The sequence below is a fragment of the Agromyces sp. MMS24-K17 genome, assembly GCF_043950245.1.
GTDB lineage: Bacteria > Actinomycetota > Actinomycetes > Actinomycetales > Microbacteriaceae > Agromyces.
The window spans coordinates 3534011-3550994 of record NZ_CP171640.1 but is presented as its reverse complement, the minus strand read 5'-3'; the positions used below and the strand labels follow the sequence as shown (position 1 = coordinate 3550994).

At 74.3% G+C, this 16984-nt stretch carries 17 protein-coding genes; 11 read left to right on the top strand and 6 right to left on the bottom strand.

Annotated features, from left to right (window positions below; translation table 11 throughout):
* Positions 1–56: 56 nt before the first annotated feature.
* The 6 genes from ACGGZK_RS16335 to ACGGZK_RS16310 all read right to left on the bottom strand — a co-directional run bounded on the left by ACGGZK_RS16335 (position 57) and on the right by ACGGZK_RS16310 (position 7155).
* Positions 57–707 (bottom strand): response regulator, encoded by a 651-nt coding sequence (locus tag ACGGZK_RS16335; RefSeq protein WP_395243676.1) that lies wholly within the window; start codon positions 705–707, stop codon positions 57–59.
* On the bottom strand, positions 708–1967 hold the full coding sequence (locus tag ACGGZK_RS16330) for a hypothetical protein (RefSeq protein WP_395243675.1): 1260 nt from the start codon (positions 1965–1967) through the stop codon (positions 708–710). It abuts the gene before it with no gap.
* Positions 1964–3121: a sensor histidine kinase gene (locus ACGGZK_RS16325; protein WP_395243674.1), complete on the bottom strand. Its 1158-nt coding sequence runs from the start codon at positions 3119–3121 to the stop codon at positions 1964–1966. Before ACGGZK_RS16325 ends, ACGGZK_RS16330 begins: the two co-directional genes overlap by 4 nt.
* 89 nt (positions 3122–3210) lie before the next feature.
* Entirely contained in the window at positions 3211–4407 is a 1197-nt protein-coding gene (locus ACGGZK_RS16320; RefSeq protein ID WP_395243673.1) for a homoserine O-acetyltransferase, read from the bottom strand.
* Between the two features lie 141 nt (positions 4408–4548).
* Positions 4549–5877, bottom strand: a complete 1329-nt coding sequence (locus ACGGZK_RS16315; RefSeq protein ID WP_395243672.1) for a bifunctional o-acetylhomoserine/o-acetylserine sulfhydrylase — start codon at positions 5875–5877, stop codon at positions 4549–4551.
* A 114-nt stretch (positions 5878–5991) separates the two neighbouring features.
* Positions 5992–7155 (bottom strand): acyltransferase family protein, encoded by a 1164-nt coding sequence (locus ACGGZK_RS16310; protein WP_395243671.1) that lies wholly within the window; start codon positions 7153–7155, stop codon positions 5992–5994.
* A gap of 71 nt (positions 7156–7226) precedes the next feature.
* On the opposite strand from ACGGZK_RS16310, the gene ACGGZK_RS16305 reads away from it, so the two are divergent.
* From ACGGZK_RS16305 to ACGGZK_RS16255, 11 genes are all read left to right on the top strand, one after another.
* A complete protein-coding gene (locus ACGGZK_RS16305) occupies positions 7227–8015 on the top strand; it encodes an SDR family oxidoreductase (RefSeq protein ID WP_395243670.1) in 789 nt (262 codons plus the stop codon).
* Between the two features lie 19 nt (positions 8016–8034).
* The gene (locus tag ACGGZK_RS16300) at positions 8035–8859 is read left to right on the top strand and encodes a potassium channel family protein (protein ID WP_395243669.1); all 825 of its coding nucleotides are present in this window, start codon (positions 8035–8037) and stop codon (positions 8857–8859) included.
* 9 nt (positions 8860–8868) lie between these two features.
* Complete coding sequence (locus ACGGZK_RS16295; RefSeq protein ID WP_395243668.1) at positions 8869–9393, top strand: phosphoribosyltransferase; 525 nt, start codon at positions 8869–8871, stop codon at positions 9391–9393.
* Entirely contained in the window at positions 9390–10166 is a 777-nt protein-coding gene (locus ACGGZK_RS16290) for a peptidase S51 (RefSeq protein WP_395243667.1), read from the top strand. Before ACGGZK_RS16295 ends, ACGGZK_RS16290 begins: the two co-directional genes overlap by 4 nt.
* 4 nt (positions 10167–10170) lie before the next feature.
* Positions 10171–10890, top strand: a complete 720-nt coding sequence (locus ACGGZK_RS16285) for a uracil-DNA glycosylase (protein ID WP_395243666.1) — start codon at positions 10171–10173, stop codon at positions 10888–10890.
* The gene (locus ACGGZK_RS16280; protein ID WP_395243665.1) at positions 10890–11468 is read left to right on the top strand and encodes a GNAT family N-acetyltransferase; all 579 of its coding nucleotides are present in this window, start codon (positions 10890–10892) and stop codon (positions 11466–11468) included. Before ACGGZK_RS16285 ends, ACGGZK_RS16280 begins: the two co-directional genes overlap by 1 nt.
* Positions 11469–11485: 17 nt before the next feature.
* Positions 11486–12910 (top strand): amidase, encoded by a 1425-nt coding sequence (locus ACGGZK_RS16275; protein WP_395243664.1) that lies wholly within the window; start codon positions 11486–11488, stop codon positions 12908–12910.
* Positions 12911–13016: 106 nt separating this feature from the next.
* Positions 13017–13961 carry a siderophore-interacting protein gene (locus tag ACGGZK_RS16270; RefSeq protein WP_395243663.1) on the top strand — a complete coding sequence of 315 codons (945 nt, stop codon included), beginning with the start codon at positions 13017–13019 and terminating at the stop codon, positions 13959–13961.
* Between the two features lie 4 nt (positions 13962–13965).
* Positions 13966–15042 carry a FecCD family ABC transporter permease gene (locus ACGGZK_RS16265; protein WP_395243662.1) on the top strand — a complete coding sequence of 359 codons (1077 nt, stop codon included), beginning with the start codon at positions 13966–13968 and terminating at the stop codon, positions 15040–15042.
* A 1-nt stretch (position 15043) separates the two neighbouring features.
* On the top strand, positions 15044–16138 hold the full coding sequence (locus tag ACGGZK_RS16260) for a FecCD family ABC transporter permease (protein ID WP_395243661.1): 1095 nt from the start codon (positions 15044–15046) through the stop codon (positions 16136–16138).
* Positions 16135–16968 carry an ABC transporter ATP-binding protein gene (locus tag ACGGZK_RS16255; RefSeq protein ID WP_395243660.1) on the top strand — a complete coding sequence of 278 codons (834 nt, stop codon included), beginning with the start codon at positions 16135–16137 and terminating at the stop codon, positions 16966–16968. Before ACGGZK_RS16260 ends, ACGGZK_RS16255 begins: the two co-directional genes overlap by 4 nt.
* Positions 16969–16984: the final 16 nt, after the last annotated feature.

Genomic DNA, 16984 nt, shown 5'->3' with positions numbered 1-16984 from the left:
GCGCGGGCGCGACGGCGCCCGCCTCGCCCTCGCCCGTCACCGGCGGCGGTGCGGCGTCAGTCGGACTGCAGCAGGATGCCGTCGGCGATCGCGCGCTTCCGCAGCGCGACCTTGGTGCCGACGTCGAAGCCCGCCAGCCGGTACTTCTCGCGGATGCGCTTGAGGTAGCTCTTCGCCGTCTCCTCGGAGATGCCGAGCTGGAACGCCACCGCCTTCACCGGCTGCCCGGCGCCGTAGAGCGCCATCACACGACGCTCCTGCGCGGAGAGCTTCGGCGCGTCGCCGGTCTGGCGAAGCGTCTCGGCGAGCTCCGGGGTGATGAACACCTGGCCGTCGCGCGCCGCGCGGATCGCCTCGATGATCGTCTCGACCGGCTCCGACTTCGGCACGTAGCCGAGGGCGCCGGCGTTCAGCGCCTCGCGGACCACGACCGGCTCGGAGTAGGTACTGATCAGCGTCGTGCTCACGCCGGCCGACTTCAGCATCGACAGCTTGAGCGCGATCGGGATGTTGTCCTTCAGGTCGAGGTCGAGCAGGACGACGTCGACCGGGAAATCGGGATGGGCGACGAGCTCGGACCACGACGGCACGGCAGCGACCAGGTCGACGTCGTCCGCGGCGTTGCGGATCCAGTCGGTGAGCGCGTCGAGCAGCATCCGGTGGTCGTCGACGATCGCGATGCGGATCTGGGATGCGGGATCGGGCATTCAGGTACCTCGTGTTCTGACGCCGGGGCCGGGCGCCGCGGTTGACCAGGAGGTCGTATCCGTCTGGCAGTCGATGTCGATGCGGAACCCACCGCGCCGGTTCGTCGTCGTGTTCGAACCCACCGTACCCACCGCTTCCCACATGGCGTGGTCCACATGCCGGGAAGAGATGCCGGAGGCGTCGATCACGATGCCGAGGTCGACGTCGCGGTCGTCGTCGAAGTCGTCGGAGAGGTCGAGCCGCACCACGGCGCTCGCGGTCGTGCGTCGCGGGTTGTCGCCCACGATGTGCCACAGGGCGAGCAGCAGTCCCTCGCGCTGCGCCGGAGAGAGTCGCGCCGCGTAGCCGAGCGGGTCGTCGACGCGGACGCGACCGCTCAGGTAGGCCGACTCGGTGACGGCGTGGCGCAGCCAGGTGTCGGTGCGCCCCTCGATGAGGCGCACCCGGAGCCGTGCGGCGAGCTCGCCGGCCAGTTCCGCGATGTCGGGCGGCAGCGGGATCGGGATGCGGCCGGAGCCCACGTCCTCGAGGAGCGACTCCGCATCGAAGTCGAGCTGCGCGAGCTCCTCGGAGGCGCGCATGCCGACCGCCGACCGCGGCGTCGCGACGGTGCTCTGCACGAGGCTCAGGTCGACCTCGCGGCGCACCAGGCGCCGGAACCCGTCGACGCCGATGACGGTGAGCACGACCGGGAGCACCGCGCTGCCGGCGACGACGAGCCCCGGCACCACCCAGCGGCCGGCCGTCGCCGCCTGCAGCAGCGCGTCGGCCGCGAGCACCGCGCCGACGACGAACGACGCGATCAGCGGCGCGCGCGTCGCGCGGAGCGCGGCCACCGGCATGAGGAGCGCGCTCGCTGCCGCGGCGGCGGTCGGGGTGATCCCGATGCCGAGCAAGCCCTCGATCTCGAGGAGCTCGAGCACGACCACCGTGGCGACGCCGGCGAGCACGCAGGCGAGCAGCCAGTCGGGCACGCGGTAGCCGAGGGCCGCCGTCGCCGCCCACGAGCCGGCGACCACGGCCGCCAGCGCCACCCACGCGGGCCACGGGCCGGGACCCGGGGGATAGATCTCGATCAGGGCCACCGCGTGCGCGAGGTGCGTCGCCACGATGACGCCGGTCGCCACCGCGATGCCGAGCGCCAGGCGGCGACCGCCGTGGCCGGCGTGCACGTCGCCGGCGGCGCGCGCCGAGCGGACCGGGCGGCGGAAGCCGCGCTCCCGGCCCCGGGTCGCGGTCTCCTCGAACGGGATGCTCATGGCTTGGGCACCTCCAGCATCACCGTCGTGCCGGCGCCGGGCGAGGAGAAGACCCTCGCCCGACCGCCGACGGCGTGCAACCGCCCCACCACCGATTCGGCGAATCCCAGCCGCGCCGGGTCGACCGAGTCCGTCTCGAAGCCGGCGCCCGAGTCGGTGACCATGGCCCGCACCGTGCGGTCGTCGTCGGTGACCGTCACGTCGGCCTCGCCGACGCCGGCATGCCGGCGGACGTTCTCGAGGCACTCGCCGAGGGCCCCGATGAGCGCGTCGAGCGACTCCCGGGGGAGGGCGAGGTGCCCGTTGCCGTGCCAGTTCACGTCGAGGCCCATGCGCGAGAACCGCTGGCGCACGCTCTCGAAGGTCGCGCTGAGGCTGTCGACGTCGGACTCGGGGGAGAACACCGCGCCGGTGCCGCTGTCGAGGGTCGCACCGAGGCGCAGCAGGCGCAGCAGCCTGGCGTCGTCGCCGGCCTGCTGCCGGAGCGCCCGGGCACCGACGCCGATGCCCGAGTGCGCGAGCAGGCTCAGCGTGGCGAGCACGGTGTCGTGCAGCACGCGTGCGTCCTGCCGCTGCTGCGACTCCGACTCGCTCGCCATCCGCTCGGCGCGGTGCGCCCGGCCGACCTCGTCGATGCGCTCGCTCGTGCGCTCGATGGCCCGGTCGAGCCAGCGACCCATCGCGGCGAACGCGAGCCACGCCGATACGACCGAGATCACCGCGGCGCCGCTGTGGCGACCGAGGGCCGAGAGCCCGAGGAGCTCGACGACGAGCAGCGCGGCCGCGGCGGCGACGAGCCATCCGCCGTGGCGGCGCACGACGAGCATCGTCGCGGTGGCGCCCGCGGCGACGCCGGCGGCCAGCGACACGACCGAGGTGGAGATCGGGTCGGGCGGGCCCATCGGGGTCACGAGCAGCACGACGCCCATGGCGACGGCGACGATCGCCGCGCACAGCCACGGCGAGGCGGTGCGGGTGGCGAGCACCGTGAGCACCCCGAGGCCGAGGATCAGGAGGAGTCCGAACGCCTGCGCCGGGGGCGGCACCGTGTCGGGCACGGCCAGCGCGAGGAAGGCGCAGGCGGCGCCGACGACGCCCGCGACCCGTGCGACCCGCCGCAGGAGGCGGTCGCGTTCCTTGAGGATGCGCTTCATGCTGCTCCGGTACCCCGCGGCGTGCGTCGCGGGCCTCTCATGGGCAGGATATCGCGTCTGCGGCGCCCAACCGGAGATGCTCGTCCGGCCTATCCGGCGAGCAGCCGGACCAGTGCCGCGCCGACCGCCGCGTCCTCGATCAGGAAGGCGTCGTGGCCGTAGTCGCTGCGCAGCACCACGGGCTCCGGACCGTGCACCGAGTGCCGGAGTCCGGCCGCGATCCGGCGCTGCCCGTCGAGGGCGAAGTAGCGGTCGCTGTCGATGCCGAGCACGAGGCTCCGGGCCTCGATCCGCGCCAGCGCGGCGTCGACGCCGCCGCGCCCGCGCCCGAGGTCGTGGGAGTTCATCGCCTCGGTCAGCACGATGTAGCTGTTCGCGTCGAAGCGGCGCGTGAACTTGTTGCCGTGGAAGTCGAGGTACGACTCGACCGCGAACCGGCCGCCGCCGCCGAGGGGGTCGAGCCCGGACTGCCAGGTGCGGGCGAATCGCTCGTTGAGCTCGGTCGCCGTGCGGTAGTTCAGCATCGCCATGCGCCGGGCGAGCGCCAGGCCCCGGGTGGGGCCGACGCCGTCGGATGCCTCGTAGTAGGCGCCGCCGTGGAACGACGGGTCGGAGCGGATCGCCTCGATCTGCACCGAGTTCAGCGCGATCTGGTCGGCCGTCGCGGCCGGAGGGCCCGCGAGCACCGCGATGCGGTCGACCCGGTCGGGCGCGCCGACCGCCCATTCGAGCACGTGCATCGCCCCCATCGATCCGCCGACCACCGCGGCGAACCGGTCGATGCCGAGCGCGCTGGCGAACGCCGCCTGCGCGGCGACCTGGTCGCGGATCGTGACGAACGGGAACCGGGCGCCCCACTCCACGCCGTCGGGCGCGACCGACGACGGGCCGGTCGAGCCCTGGCACCCGCCGAGCACGTTCGGGGCGACGACGAACCACCGGTCTGTGTCGATCGCGAGCCCCGGGCCCACGATGCCCTCCCACCACCCGGCCGTCGGATGCCCAGGCCCGGCGGGACCGCGCACGTGGCTGTCGCCCGTCAGGGCGTGGAGCACGAGGATGACGTTGTCGCCCGCGGGCGAGCGCTCGCCCCACTGCTCGTAGGCGATGCGGACGTCGGGCAGCACGGCACCGGACTCCAGCGCGAGGTCGCCGACCTGCACGAACCGGCGATCGCCGAAGGGGTCGCCCTCCCGCCACGCGCCGGTCGCGGGAGCCCGACCGGGCGAGCCCTGCTCGGGCACGGCGCGAGCCGGCGACGCATCCGCCGTCGTCTGCCAGTCCATCCCTCGATTCTCCCGAACCTCGGGCGGCCGCGTGCGATTGTTACGAGCCCCGCGACGACGGATGCCCGACGACGGCGGCTCCAGACGACGGATGCCCCGGACCGACCGGTCCGGGGCATCCGACGCGCTGCGTGGCGTGCGTCAGGCGACGCGCGACGCCTCGACCGAGGCGCGCGCGGCCGCGAGGCCCGCCTCGAGGTCGGCCTTCAGGTCGTCGATGTTCTCGATGCCGACCGACAGGCGCACGAGGCCCGGGGTCACGCCGGTGGTGAGCTGCTGCTCGGGCGTGAGCTGGGAGTGGGTCGTCGACGCAGGGTGGATCACGAGCGAGCGGACGTCGCCGATGTTCGCCAGGTGGCTGAACAGCTGCAGGTTGTCGACGAGCGCGCGGCCGGCGCCGACGCCGCCCTTCAGCTCGAACGACAGCACTGCGCCGACGCCCTTCGGGGCGTAGGTGTTCGCGGCCGCGTACCACGGGCTCGAGGGCAGGCCCGAGTAGTTCACGCTCGCCACGTCGGGGTGCGAGTCGAGCCACTCGGCGATCTCCTGCGCGTTCTGCACGTGGCGCTCGATGCGCAGCGACAGGGTCTCGATGCCCTGGATGAGCAGCCACGCGCTCTGCGGCGAGATGGCCGCGCCGAGGTCGCGCAGCAGCTGCACGCGGGCCTTGATGATGTAGGCCAGGCCGTCGCCGACCGCGGCCGTGTAGCTCGCGCCGTGGTACGAGGGGTCGGGCTCGGTGAGGCCGGGGAACCGGTCGACGTGCTTCGACCACTCGAACGTGCCGCCGTCGACGATGACGCCGCCGATGACGGTGCCGTGGCCGCCGAGGAACTTGGTCGCCGAGTGCACCACGATGTCGGCGCCGTGCTCGAACGGGCGGATGAGGTACGGCGTCGCGATCGTGTTGTCGACGATCAGCGGGATGCCCGCCTCGTGCGCGACGTCGGCGACCTTGCGGATGTCGAGCACGTTGATCTTCGGGTTGCCGATCGTCTCGGCGAAGAAGAGCTTCGTGTTGGGGCGGACGGCGCGGCGCCACTCCTCGGCGTCGTCCTGGTTCTCGACGAACGTGGTCTCGATGCCGAGCTTCGCGAGCGTGTACTTGAAGAGGTTGTAGGTGCCGCCGTAGATCGACGACGACGACACGATGTGGTCGCCGACCTGCGCGATGTTCAGCACGGCGAACGCCTCGGCGGCCTGGCCCGAGGCGACGAGGAGGGCGCCGGTGCCTCCCTCGAGCGCGGCGAGGCGCTCCTCGACGACCGCCTGCGTCGGGTTCTGGATGCGGGTGTAGATGTTGCCGAACTCGGCCAGCGCGAACAGGTTCTGGGCGTGGTCGGCGTTGTTGAAGACGTAGGAGGTCGTCTGGTAGATCGGGGTGGCCCGGGCGTTCGTCACCGGGTCCGGGGCAGCGCCCGAATGGACCTGCTTGGTCTCGAAGCGCCAGTCGGCGGGGTTCTGGCTCATGGGGTGGTCTCCTTCAGGAAGCGGGGCGGCGAGCCGCGGTGGTGCCACGCTACGAGCGGCCCGGATGCCCGGCAACGGCACCCGACACACGGCGTAAGGATGTCCGACCCGGCGTCACGGCCTCGGCTCGCCCGGAGCGGCGGGCGGACCGTCCGCCCCCGGCGGCTCCGGCAGCGGCGGCAGGGCGCCGGGCGGCAGCACGATCGTGCCCGTCGCCGTGTGCGGTTCCTGCCGGAACAGCCAGCGCGCCCGCGGCTCCACGAGCGGGCGGAACACCCGCCGGACCGGCTTCAGCGAGAGCACGATCGACACGCCGATGCAGAACGCGATCATCGCGGGCAGCACCCAGAACGGCTGCCGGCCGTCGAGGATGCCGGTCTCCCGGAACGGGTAGAGCACGAAGGAGTGCAGGAGGTAGATGTACATGGTCGCGCCGCCGAAGGCGGTGAACCACCGCGCCCCCCGCGGCATGAGCACGAGGAACCCGACGGCGAGCACCATCGCGAGCAGGAGCAGCACCAGCCGGATGGCGCCGGACCACGGCTCGTCGTAGCCGATGGCCTCGTACGCCTCGTCGTAGAGCAGGAACCGGCGCAGCTTCAGGTCGCGCCACGTCTCGATCGCGAGGGGGAGCACCGCGAGCAGCACCGCGAACAGCGCGATCGCCCCTGCGCGCCAGCGCCACGCGACCCGGGCCGGGAGGTCGAGCCAGCGGCCCGTGAGCCGCCACTGCCGCAACTGCCAGCCGAACACGAAGAACGGGAGCATGCCGAACGTGCGGCTGAGTGCGAGCGTCGAGTCGAGCGAGTCGGTGTAGCCGGCCGCGATCGAGATCAGGATCGCGATCGCGAGCGGCCAGCGCAGGAGCACGAGGTACGGCAGGACGATCCGCCAGGCCGCGAGGGCGATCAGGAACCAGAGCGTCCACGACGGCGTCGTCCAGTCGACCCAGAGGTCGGTGCGGAAGCCGCTCAGCAGCCACTTCAGCACCGTCCAGATCGTCTCGAAGATGAGGTACGGGATGACGATGTCGGTGAGGATCTGCCGCAGCGACCGCGCCGTCGGCGGCCCCGACTTCGCGAAGTACCCCGACACGGTCACGAACACGGCGACGTGGAACGAGTAGATGAACAGGTAGACGCTGTACGCCCGGTCGTCGTCGTGGATGAGCGGCAGGATGCCGTGGCCGATGACGACGAGCGTCATCGCGATCCATCGGGCGTTGTCCCAGAGCGGGACTCGCTTCTTCGTCATCGGGCGTGAAGCGGGGGACTGCATCACCCCATTCTGTCGCAGCCTCGCGGTGTCGCATCGGGACTCGGGCGACCGCGGCACGGCAGAATGGCCGCATGAGCGGGTTGCGTGCGGTGGTCACCGGGGCGAGTTCGGGTATCGGGGCGGCCACGGTGCGCGCGTTCCGCGCCGCCGGCTGGGACGTCGTGGGCGTCGCCCGCCGCGAGGACCGGCTGCGGGAGCTCGCCGCCGAGACCGGGGCATCCGTGTTCGTCGCCGACGTCACCGACCAGGCCGACGTCGACCGCCTCCGCGACCACCTGCGCGAGACCGGCCCCGTGCACGCGCTCGTGAACAACGCGGGCGGCGCCAAGGGGCTCGACACGGTCGAGTCGAGCGACGCCGACGACTGGCGCTGGATGTTCGAGGTCAACGTGCTCGGCGTGAAGCGGGTGATCGGGGCGGTGCTGCCGCTGCTGCGCGAGGGCGTCGCCTCCCGGGGCGTCGCCGACGTGGTGAACGTCACCTCGATCGCCGGTCACGTCGCCTACCTCGGCGGCGGCGGGTACAACGCGTCGAAGTTCGCCGCGCACGCCCTCACCGAGGTGCTGCGGCTCGAGCTGAACGGGGAGCCGATCCGCGTGATCGAGGTCGCCCCCGGCATGGTGAAGACCGACGAGTTCTCGCTCGTCCGGTTCGGCGGCGACCGGGCGAGGGCCGACGCGGTGTACGACTCGGTGCCCGAGCCGCTCGTGGCGGAGGACATCGCCGACGTGATCGTCGACGCGGTGACCCGGCCGAGGCACGTCGACCTCGACCTGATCGTCGTCAAGCCGGTGGCGCAGTCGGCGCCGCACCTGGTCGCGCGCGGCCCGCTCGCGGTGAAGCCGCCGGTCGCAGGCTGACGGGGACGGCGACGGGGCGATGAACGCACGGGCGGAGGCCGCAGCGCCGCGGCGGAAGCACTGGGAGGACCTGACGACGGTCCCGCTCGCGATCCTCGGCGTCGCCTTCATCGGCGCGTACGGGGTCTGGGTGCTCCGGCCGGAGGACCCGGCGCCGGTGCACGTGGTGATCGCCGTCATCCTCGTCGTGGTCTGGCTGGTGTTCCTCGTCGACGTGGTCGTGCGCATCGCGCTCACGCCCAAGGGCCATCGCTGGGCCTGGGTGCGGCACCACCCGATCGACTTCATGTCGGCGGTGCTGCCGGTCTTCCGCGCGTTGCGCGTCGTCGGCCTGGTGGTGGAGGTGCCGTACTTCCGCAGGCGCAGCGGCAACGCCGTCCGAGCCCGGTTCCTCGTGCTCGCCGTGCTCTACGCGCTCGTGTTCGTCGTCTTCATCGCGCTCGCCACGCTGTCGGTGGAGCGGGACGCGCCGGGCGCGACCATCGTCACGTTCGGCGACGCCATGTGGTGGGCGATCGTGACGCTCGCGACGGTGGGCTACGGCGACACGTACCCGGTGACGACGCCCGGGCGCTGGTACGCCGTCTTCCTCATGGCCGGCGGCATCGCGATCCTCGGCGTCGCGTCGGCCACCGTCATCTCGGTGCTGAACGAGCGGCTCGCGGAGATCGAGCGAGGTCGTCACGAGGCGCGGGCGGGCCGGCCGTCGGATGCCGACGGCGACGGCGACGGCGACTCCGACGTCGACACCGCCGCCGACGGGCTCGACGACGAGGGCGAGCCCATCGGCTTCCAGGCGCGCGAGGGGCTCGTGCCCGAAGCGCCGGACGGGGCATCCGACTAGCCTTTCAGGATGACCTTCGAGCAGAGCGACGCGGGCGCCCGGCAGGGTGAGCCGATCCGCGAGATCCTCGGCTGGGACGAGTTCGGCGACGCGGCGCGGAGCCTCGCCGCCGACGTGCTCGGCTCCGGCTACCGACCCGACCTCGTCATCGCGATCGCGCGCGGCGGGCTGCTGCTGGCGGGCGCGATCGCGTACGCGCTCGGCACCAAGCAGTGCGGTTCGATCAACGTCGAGTTCTACACCGGCGTCGACGAGCGCCTGCCCGAGCCGGTGCTGCACCCGCCGATGCTCGACGTGCCCGCGGTCGTCGGCAAGCGGGTGCTGCTCGTCGACGACGTGTCCGACTCGGGGCGCACCCTCGCGAAGGTCGTCGAGCTCCTCGCCGACGCGGGCGCCGAGGTGCGCAGCGCGACCCTCTACGTGAAGCCGCGCACGGTGCTCGTGCCCGACTACGCCTACCGCGAGACGCCGCACTGGATCGTGTTCCCGTGGTCGGCGCTGCCGCCCGTCGACGTCGAGGCGGGTGCCGCGTGAGCATCCACCTGGTCGGCGGCGGCTGGGCGGAGCCGGGCGAGGCCGGCGCCGGCGACGAGTACGCGCGCTTCCTCGAGGAGGCGCGGGCGCGGGCCCGCGCGGCGGGACGCGCGGCGGATGCCTCGGGCCGGCCGCGTCCGCGGATCGCGGTCGTGGCGGTCGGCGACGAGGGGCCCGCGGATGCGCGCGCCCACGCCGACCGGCTGCTGGCGCAGCTCGGATTCGCGGCGGGCGCCGATGCGGCCGACGCCGTCGAGGCCGTGGTCTCCGCCGTCGGCCCGGGCCGGGAGGTGCCCCAGGCGGCGTTCGCCGAGGTCGACGGCATCGTCGTCGGCGGCGGGCTGACGCCCGCGTACCGCGACGCGCTCGAACCGCGATTCGTCGAGGTGCGCCGGCTCGTGGCATCCGGCGTGCCCTACCTCGGCTTCTCCGCGGGCGCCGCGATCGCGGCCGACCGTGCGGTGATCGGCGGCTGGCGGATCGGCGGGGTGCCCGTCGCGCCCGAGGAGACCTCGGAGGACCTCGACGAGGTGACCGTCGCGCCCGGCATCGGGCTGGTCGACGTCGCCATCGACGCGCACGCCGCCCAGTGGGGCACGCTCGGCCGGCTCGTCGCCGCCGTCGAGGCGGGGCTCGTCGAGGGCGGCCTCGCGATCGACGAGCGCACCGCCCTCATCGTCGGCGAGGGCGGCCTCGTCGCCGCCGGCGCCGGCAGCGTCTGGCGGGTGCTGCCCGGCGACCAGGGCGTCGTCGTGTCGACGATGGGGGCCTGAGCCCGTGGCGCTGTCGCTGCCCGAGCTCGCCGCCGCCGGCCTGATGGACCCGGGATGGGCGGACGCCCTCGCGCCGGTCGGGCCGCAGCTGGCCGCCATGGGCGACTTCCTGCGCGCCGAGCAGGCCGCCGGCCGCGGCTACCTGCCCGCCGGCGACCGGGTGCTGCGCGCGTTCTCGACGCCGCTCGACGACGTGCGGGTGCTCATCGTCGGGCAGGACCCGTACCCGACGCCGGGGCATCCGATCGGGTTGAGCTTCGCGGTGGAGTCGCACGTGCGGCCGCTGCCGCGGAGCCTCCAGAACATCTTCCGCGAGCTCCGCGACGACCTCGGCGTCGAGCCGCCCGCGCACGGCGACCTGGGCGCGTGGAGCCGCAGCGGTGTCATGCTGCTCAACCGCGTGCTCACCGTGCGACCGGGCGAGCCCGCCTCCCACCGCGGCGCCGGGTGGGAGGCGATCACCGACCACGCGATCCGGGTGCTCGTCGCGCGCGGCACGCCGCTCGTGGCGATCCTGTGGGGGCGCGACGCGCAGGGGCTGAAGCCGCTGCTCGGCGCCACGCCGACGATCGAGTCGGCGCATCCGTCGCCGCTGTCGGCGTCGCGCGGGTTCTTCGGGTCGCGGCCGTTCAGCCGCGTGAACGAGCTGCTGTCGAAGCAGGGTGCGACGCCGGTCGACTGGCGGCTCGACCTCGTCCCCGTCGTCGAGGGGAGCCCCGCCTGATGCTCGAGGAGGAGTACCAGGAGCGGCGCGTGCTGCCGCCGCACCTGCGCAGGCCGGAGCCCCCGGAGCCGGCGTTCGGGTACGAACTGCGCGACGCCCGGCCCGAGGACCTCCCGTCGGTGCGGGAGATCTACAACTACTACGTCGCGAACTCGACGGTGACGTTCGACGAGGACGCCATGACGCTGAAGGAGTGGCGCGCGAAGTACGAGCAGCTCCACAAGCTCGGCCTGCCGTTCCTCGTCGCCGAGTCCCCGAGCGGGCAGCTGCTCGGCTACGCGCTGGTCGCGCCGTGGCGGCCGAAGCGGGCGTACCGGTTCACGGTCGAGGACTCGATCTACCTCGGCCCGGCGGCCTCGGGGAAGGGCCTCGGCCGGGCGCTGCTCGGCGAGCTCATCGCGCGCTCGAAGGCGGCCGGACTGAAGGAGATGATCGCGGTCATCGCCGACCAGGGCGCCGACGCGTCGATCGCGCTGCACGAGCAGTTCGGGTTCAAGGAGATCGGGCGGATGGGCCGCGTGGGCTTCAAGTTCGGTCGCTGGCTCGGCACCGTGCTGCTGCAGAAGAACCTGAAGTAGGCGCGGTGGAGCACGCGATGGAGCCGTTGCACGAACTCAGCGCCCTCGACCTGCACCAGGCGCTGCAGCGCGGCGAGGTGTCGCCGGTCGAGGCGGCCGAGCACTTCCTGGGCCGCATCGAGCAGCTCGACGGCGGGATCGGGGCGTTCGCGCACCTCGACGCCGAGGCGGCGCTCGCGCGCGCCCGCGAGGTCGGCCGCGACGGCCCGACGGCGGCGCCGCTGTGGGGGATGCCCCTCGCCGACAAGGACCTCCACGCCCGCGCCGGAGTGCCCACCCGGTTCGGGTCGCGCGCCTACGCCGACTTCGTGCCGGATGCCTCGGACGAGGTGGTGCGCGCCCTCGACGTCGCCGGCGCGGTCAGCCTCGGCAAGACCGCCACGCCCGAGTTCGGCCTCACGTCGTACACGGAATCGACCGACGGGCGGGCGACCCGCAGCCCGTGGGACCGGTCGCTCGGCGCGGGCGGGTCGAGCGGTGGGGCGGCGGCGGCCGTGGCAGCCGGCATGCTGCCGTTCGCGCCGGGCTCCGACGCGGGCGGGTCGATCCGCATCCCGGCCGCGAGCTGCGGGGTCGTCGGCGTGAAGCCGTCGCGCGGACGCGTGCCGTCGGGCGCCGGGTTCGACCGGCTCGCCGGGCTCGGGGTGGTCGGCTCGATCGGCCGCACCGTCGCCGACGCCGCGCTGCTGCTCGACGGCCTCATCGCCCCGGCCGGGTACCCGGCCGCGCACCGCTTCGCCACCCGCGCGCCGGGGTCGGACGGCCCGTACCTCGGCGCCGCGATCCGCGGCGAGGGGCGGTTCCAGGTCGGCGTGCTGCCGGACTCGCCGTGGGACGAGGCGTACGACATCGAGGTCGCCCCGGAGGCCCGTGCGGGCGTGGAGCGCGCCGTCGCCCTGCTCGACCGGGCGGGGCACGGCATCGAGGCGCTCGAGCCCGATCCCGAGCCCGGGTACGCGCCGGCGTTCCGCACGATCTGGCAGGCCTCGGCCGCGTCCATCCCGGTGGAGGGCGACCGGCTCGCCCTCCTCGAACCGCTGACCGCCTGGCTCGTCGGGCGCGGCCGCGGGCTCGGAGCGCGGGAGCTCGGCGAGGCGCTGGCGTGGCTGGCCGGCTTCGAGGCGCGCATCATCCGGCGGTTCGCGCCGTTCGACGCGATCCTCACCCCGGCGCTCGCGCAGACCCCGCGCCCGGTCGGCTGGTACGACCGCGAGGACGGCGAGGAGGACTTCGCGCAGCAGGTGCGGTTCACGCCGTACACGTCGTTCGTGAACGTCGCCGGCCTGCCGGCCGTCACCGTGCCGGTGCTCGACGTGCCCGACGGGGTGCCCGTGTCGGTGCAGCTCATCGGCCGCCCGGGCGGCGAGGAGACGCTGTTCGCGCTCGCCGCGCAGCTCGAGCGCGCTGCCGCGCGGGGGGAGCGCCGACCGCCGACCTGGTGAGCGCGGGAGTTGCGCGCCGCCCGGTGGCCGGCAGCGTCGGCCGGAGGCCGCACCGTTGGGCGCCGCACCGTTGGGCGGCGCCCCGGCGGTGTGCGAGACTTAGGTAATGCTTACCTCAGCCGAAGTCGGCACGTCGCTGCGTCCCGCGTACCGCTCGTTCCACGCCGAGGTGCGCCGCATCCGCCGGATCGGCGCGAGCTTCGTCCGCGTCACGTTCGCCGGCGACGAGCTCGACCTCTTCGGCAGCGCCGGGCTCGACCAGCGCGTGAAGGTCGTGCTGCCGCTGGCCGACGACCTCGTCGCCACCGGCGACGGCTTCGCGCACTTCCCGGTCGGCGAGGACTGGTACACGAACTGGCGGGAGCTGCCCGAGGCCCGCCGCAACCCGTTCCGCACGTACACGATCCGCGCCGTCCGGCACGCCGACCGCGAGGTCGACATCGACTTCGTGCTCCACGGCGACGGCGGCCCGGCCTCGCGCTGGGTGACCCGCGCCGAGCCCGGCGCCCGCGTCGTGCTCGTCGGCCCCGACGAGCGCAGCACCGGCCGGCTCCTCGGCCTCGACTGGCGCCCCGGCGAGGTCGACACCGTGTTCCTCGCCGGCGACGAGACCGCCGCACCCGCGATCTGCGGCATCCTCGACGCGCTGCCGCGCGACGCCCGCGGATGCGCGTTCATCGAGGTGCCCTCGGTCGCCGACGCGCTGCCCGTCGACGCCCCCGACGGCGTCGCCGTGCAATGGCTGCCCCGGCGCGAGGGCGACGCCCACGGCGACCGGCTCGTGCCCGCCGTCCGTGACGGCGCCGGCCGGCTCATGGCCGACCCCGGTGCGCGGCTCGAGCTCGACGAGATCGACGTCGACGTCGACCGCGAGCTGCTCTGGGAGGTGCCGGAGGGGCGCAGCCTCGACGGCGGCGTCTACGCGTGGGTCGCGGGCGAGGCCTCGGTCGTGAAGACCATCCGCCGCTACCTCGTCGGCGAGGCGGGCCTCGACCGCCGCCGGGTGGCCTTCATGGGCTACTGGCGCATGGGTCGCGCCGAGGTCGACTGAGCGGATGTCCCGCCCGATCCCGTCCGCAGGACCGCGGCGCCCGACCGGCGCGCCCGGGGCGTCCGCATCGCCCGAGGCGGCGGTGCGACGTGCGCCCCGCCGCGGACGTCGCCTGCTCGCGCTGCTGCTCGCCGTCGTGGTGCTCGCGATCGCGATCGCCGCGAGCCTCGCGCTCGGCGTGCGCCAGCTCGACCCGGCAGCCGTGTGGCAGGCGCTCGTCGCGCCCGTCCCCGGCGACCGTGCGCACGAGATCGTGCTCGAACTGCGGGTGCCGCGCACGCTGATCGGCCTGCTCGCGGGCGTCGCGTTCGCCCTGTCGGGCGCGCTCATCCAGGGCGTCACCCGCAACCCGATCGCCGACCCGGGCCTGCTCGGCCTCAACTCGGGGGCCTCGCTCGCCGTCGTACTCTCGATCCAGGTGCTCGGCATCTCGTCGCCGATCGGCTACGTGTGGTTCGCCTTCGGCGGGGCCGCGGTCGCGGCCGCGCTCGTGTTCGCCATCGGCTCGGCGCGGCCCGACCGACTCGCGCTGGTGGGCGCGGCGACGACGGCGCTGCTCACCCCGCTCATCACGCTCGTGCTCCTCGGCGACCAGCAGACGTTCGACCAGTTCCGGTTCTGGGTCGTCGGCTCGCTCACCGGGCGCGACCTCGCGACCGCCCAGGTGCTCTGGCCCTTCGTCGCCGTCGGCGTGGTGCTCGCGTTCGCGCTCTCGCACCGGCTCAACGGCCTCGCGCTCGGCGACGACGTCGCCCGCGGGCTCGGGCAGCGGGTCGGCACGACCCGTGCGCTCGCCGCGATCGCGATCGTGCTGCTCGCCGGCACCGCGACCGCGCTCGCCGGACCGATCGTGCTCATCGGGCTGGTCGTGCCGCACGCCGCGCGCCGCCTCGTCGGCTCCGACACCCGCTGGGTGGTGGCGATCTCGCTGGTCCTCGGACCGGCGCTGCTGCTCGCCGCCGACGTGATCGGGCGCCTGGTCGCGTGGCCGGGCGAGCTCGAGGCCGGCGTCGTGGCCGCGCTCATCGGCGCCCCGGTGCTCATCGCGGTCGCGCGGTCGCGCTCGCTGGCGGGGGTGTGACGTGACCCGTACCGACCTCCAGTCCGCCGGGCGCGGCGTGCCCGGGACATCCGGGTCGACCGGGGCGCCGGCCTTGCCCGCCCGCATCGGCGCGCAGCGGGTCGCGCGCCGCCGCCGGCTGGCGCTCGTCGCCGCCGGGTGCGTCGCGATCATCCTCGTCGTCGGCACGATCGCGCTCCTGCTCGGCGCCGCCGGGCTGTCGCCCGACCGTGTGCTGCTCGCGCTGGTCGGGCTCGGCGACGAGGGCGACCGGTTCGTCATCCACCGCCTGCGCGTGCCGCGGATCCTCGCGGCGATCGTCTGCGGGCTCGCGTTCGCCCTCGCGGGCGCGGTGTTCCAGTCGGTGCTGCGGAACCCGCTCGCGAGCCCCGACATCCTCGGCATCTCCGGAGGCGCGAGCCTGGGCGCCGTGTGGGCGCTCCTCGGCCTCGGCCTCACCGGTGCGGCCGTGTCGGGCTTCGCGTTCGCCGGCGCGATCGCCGCGGCCGTGTGCATCTGGGCGCTCGCGTGGCGGCAGGGGCTGCACGGCATCCGCTTCGTGCTCATCGGCGTCGGCATCTCGTACGTGGCCGCGTCGCTGATCTCGTGGCTGCTGGCCCGATCCGACGTGCGCGCGGCGCAGTCGGCCCTGGTCTGGACCGTGGGCAGCGTCGCCGACATCCGCGGCGACGCGCTCGCCTGGCTCGCCGTCGGCGTGGCCGCGGCGACGGTGCTCGTCGCGCTGAACGCCCGGTCGGTGGGCGTGCTCGCCCTCGGGGACGACCACGCGCGGGGCCTCGGCGTGCGCGCCGACCGCACTCGGGTCATCCTGCTGCTCGCCGCCGTCGCGCTCATCGCGCTCGCGACCGCCGCGGCCGGGCCGATCGCGTTCGTCGCGCTCGTCGCGCCGGCCATCGCCCGAGGGCTCGTCGGCGACGGGGGAGCGGCGCTCACCGCCTCGGCACTCGTCGGCGCGGCCCTCACGCTCACCGCCGACGTCATCGGCCAGTACGCCCTGCCGGGCGTCACCGCTCCCGTCGGCATCGTCACCGGCGTCATCGGCGCCCCGTACCTGCTGTGGCTGCTCGCCACCACCGAGAGGAGGCGGCGCGCATGACCACGCCGGCCGAACCGACGATCGCCCGTGACGGCGACCGCACCCTCCGCGCCCACGGCGTCTCGCTCGGCTACGACGGGCGCCGCGTGGTCGAGGGGCTCGACCTCGAGATCCCCGAGGGCCGGGTCACCGTCGTCGTCGGCCCGAACGCGTGCGGCAAGTCGACCCTGCTGCGCGGCCTCGCCGGCCTCCATCCGCTCGCGGCGGGGCGCGTGACGCTCGGCGGCCGTGATGCACGCGGGATGTCCCGGCGCGACTTCGCCCGCGTCGTCGGCGTGCTGCCGCAGTCGTCGATCGCCCCCGACGGCGTGCGCGTGGCCGAGCTCGTCGCCCGCGGCCGGTATCCGCACCAGGGCTGGTTCGGGCGCCACTCGAGCGACGACGACGCGGTGGTCGCCGAGGCGCTCGCGGCCACCGGGGTCGCCGACCTCGCCGACCGTCGCCTGGAGGAGCTCAGCGGCGGCCAGCGCCAGCGCGTGTGGATCGCGATGGTGCTCGCCCAGCAGACCGACATCGTGCTGCTCGACGAGCCGACGACGTACCTCGACCTCACGCACCAGATCGAGCTGCTCGACCTGCTGCGCGACCTGAACCGCGAACGCGGCACCACGGTCGTGATGGTGCTGCACGAGCTGAACCTCGCGGCCCGCTACGCCGACCGCATCGTGGTGATGCGGGATGGCCGCATCGTCGCCGAGGGCGCGCCCGACGACGTGATCACCGACGCCACGGTGGCCGACGCGTTCGGGCTCGAGGCGCGCGTGGTGGCCGACCCGGTGGTCGGCAGCCCGCTCGTGGTGCCGGTCGGGCCGCTCGTCGCACGCCCCTGACGGGTCGCCCGGGCGA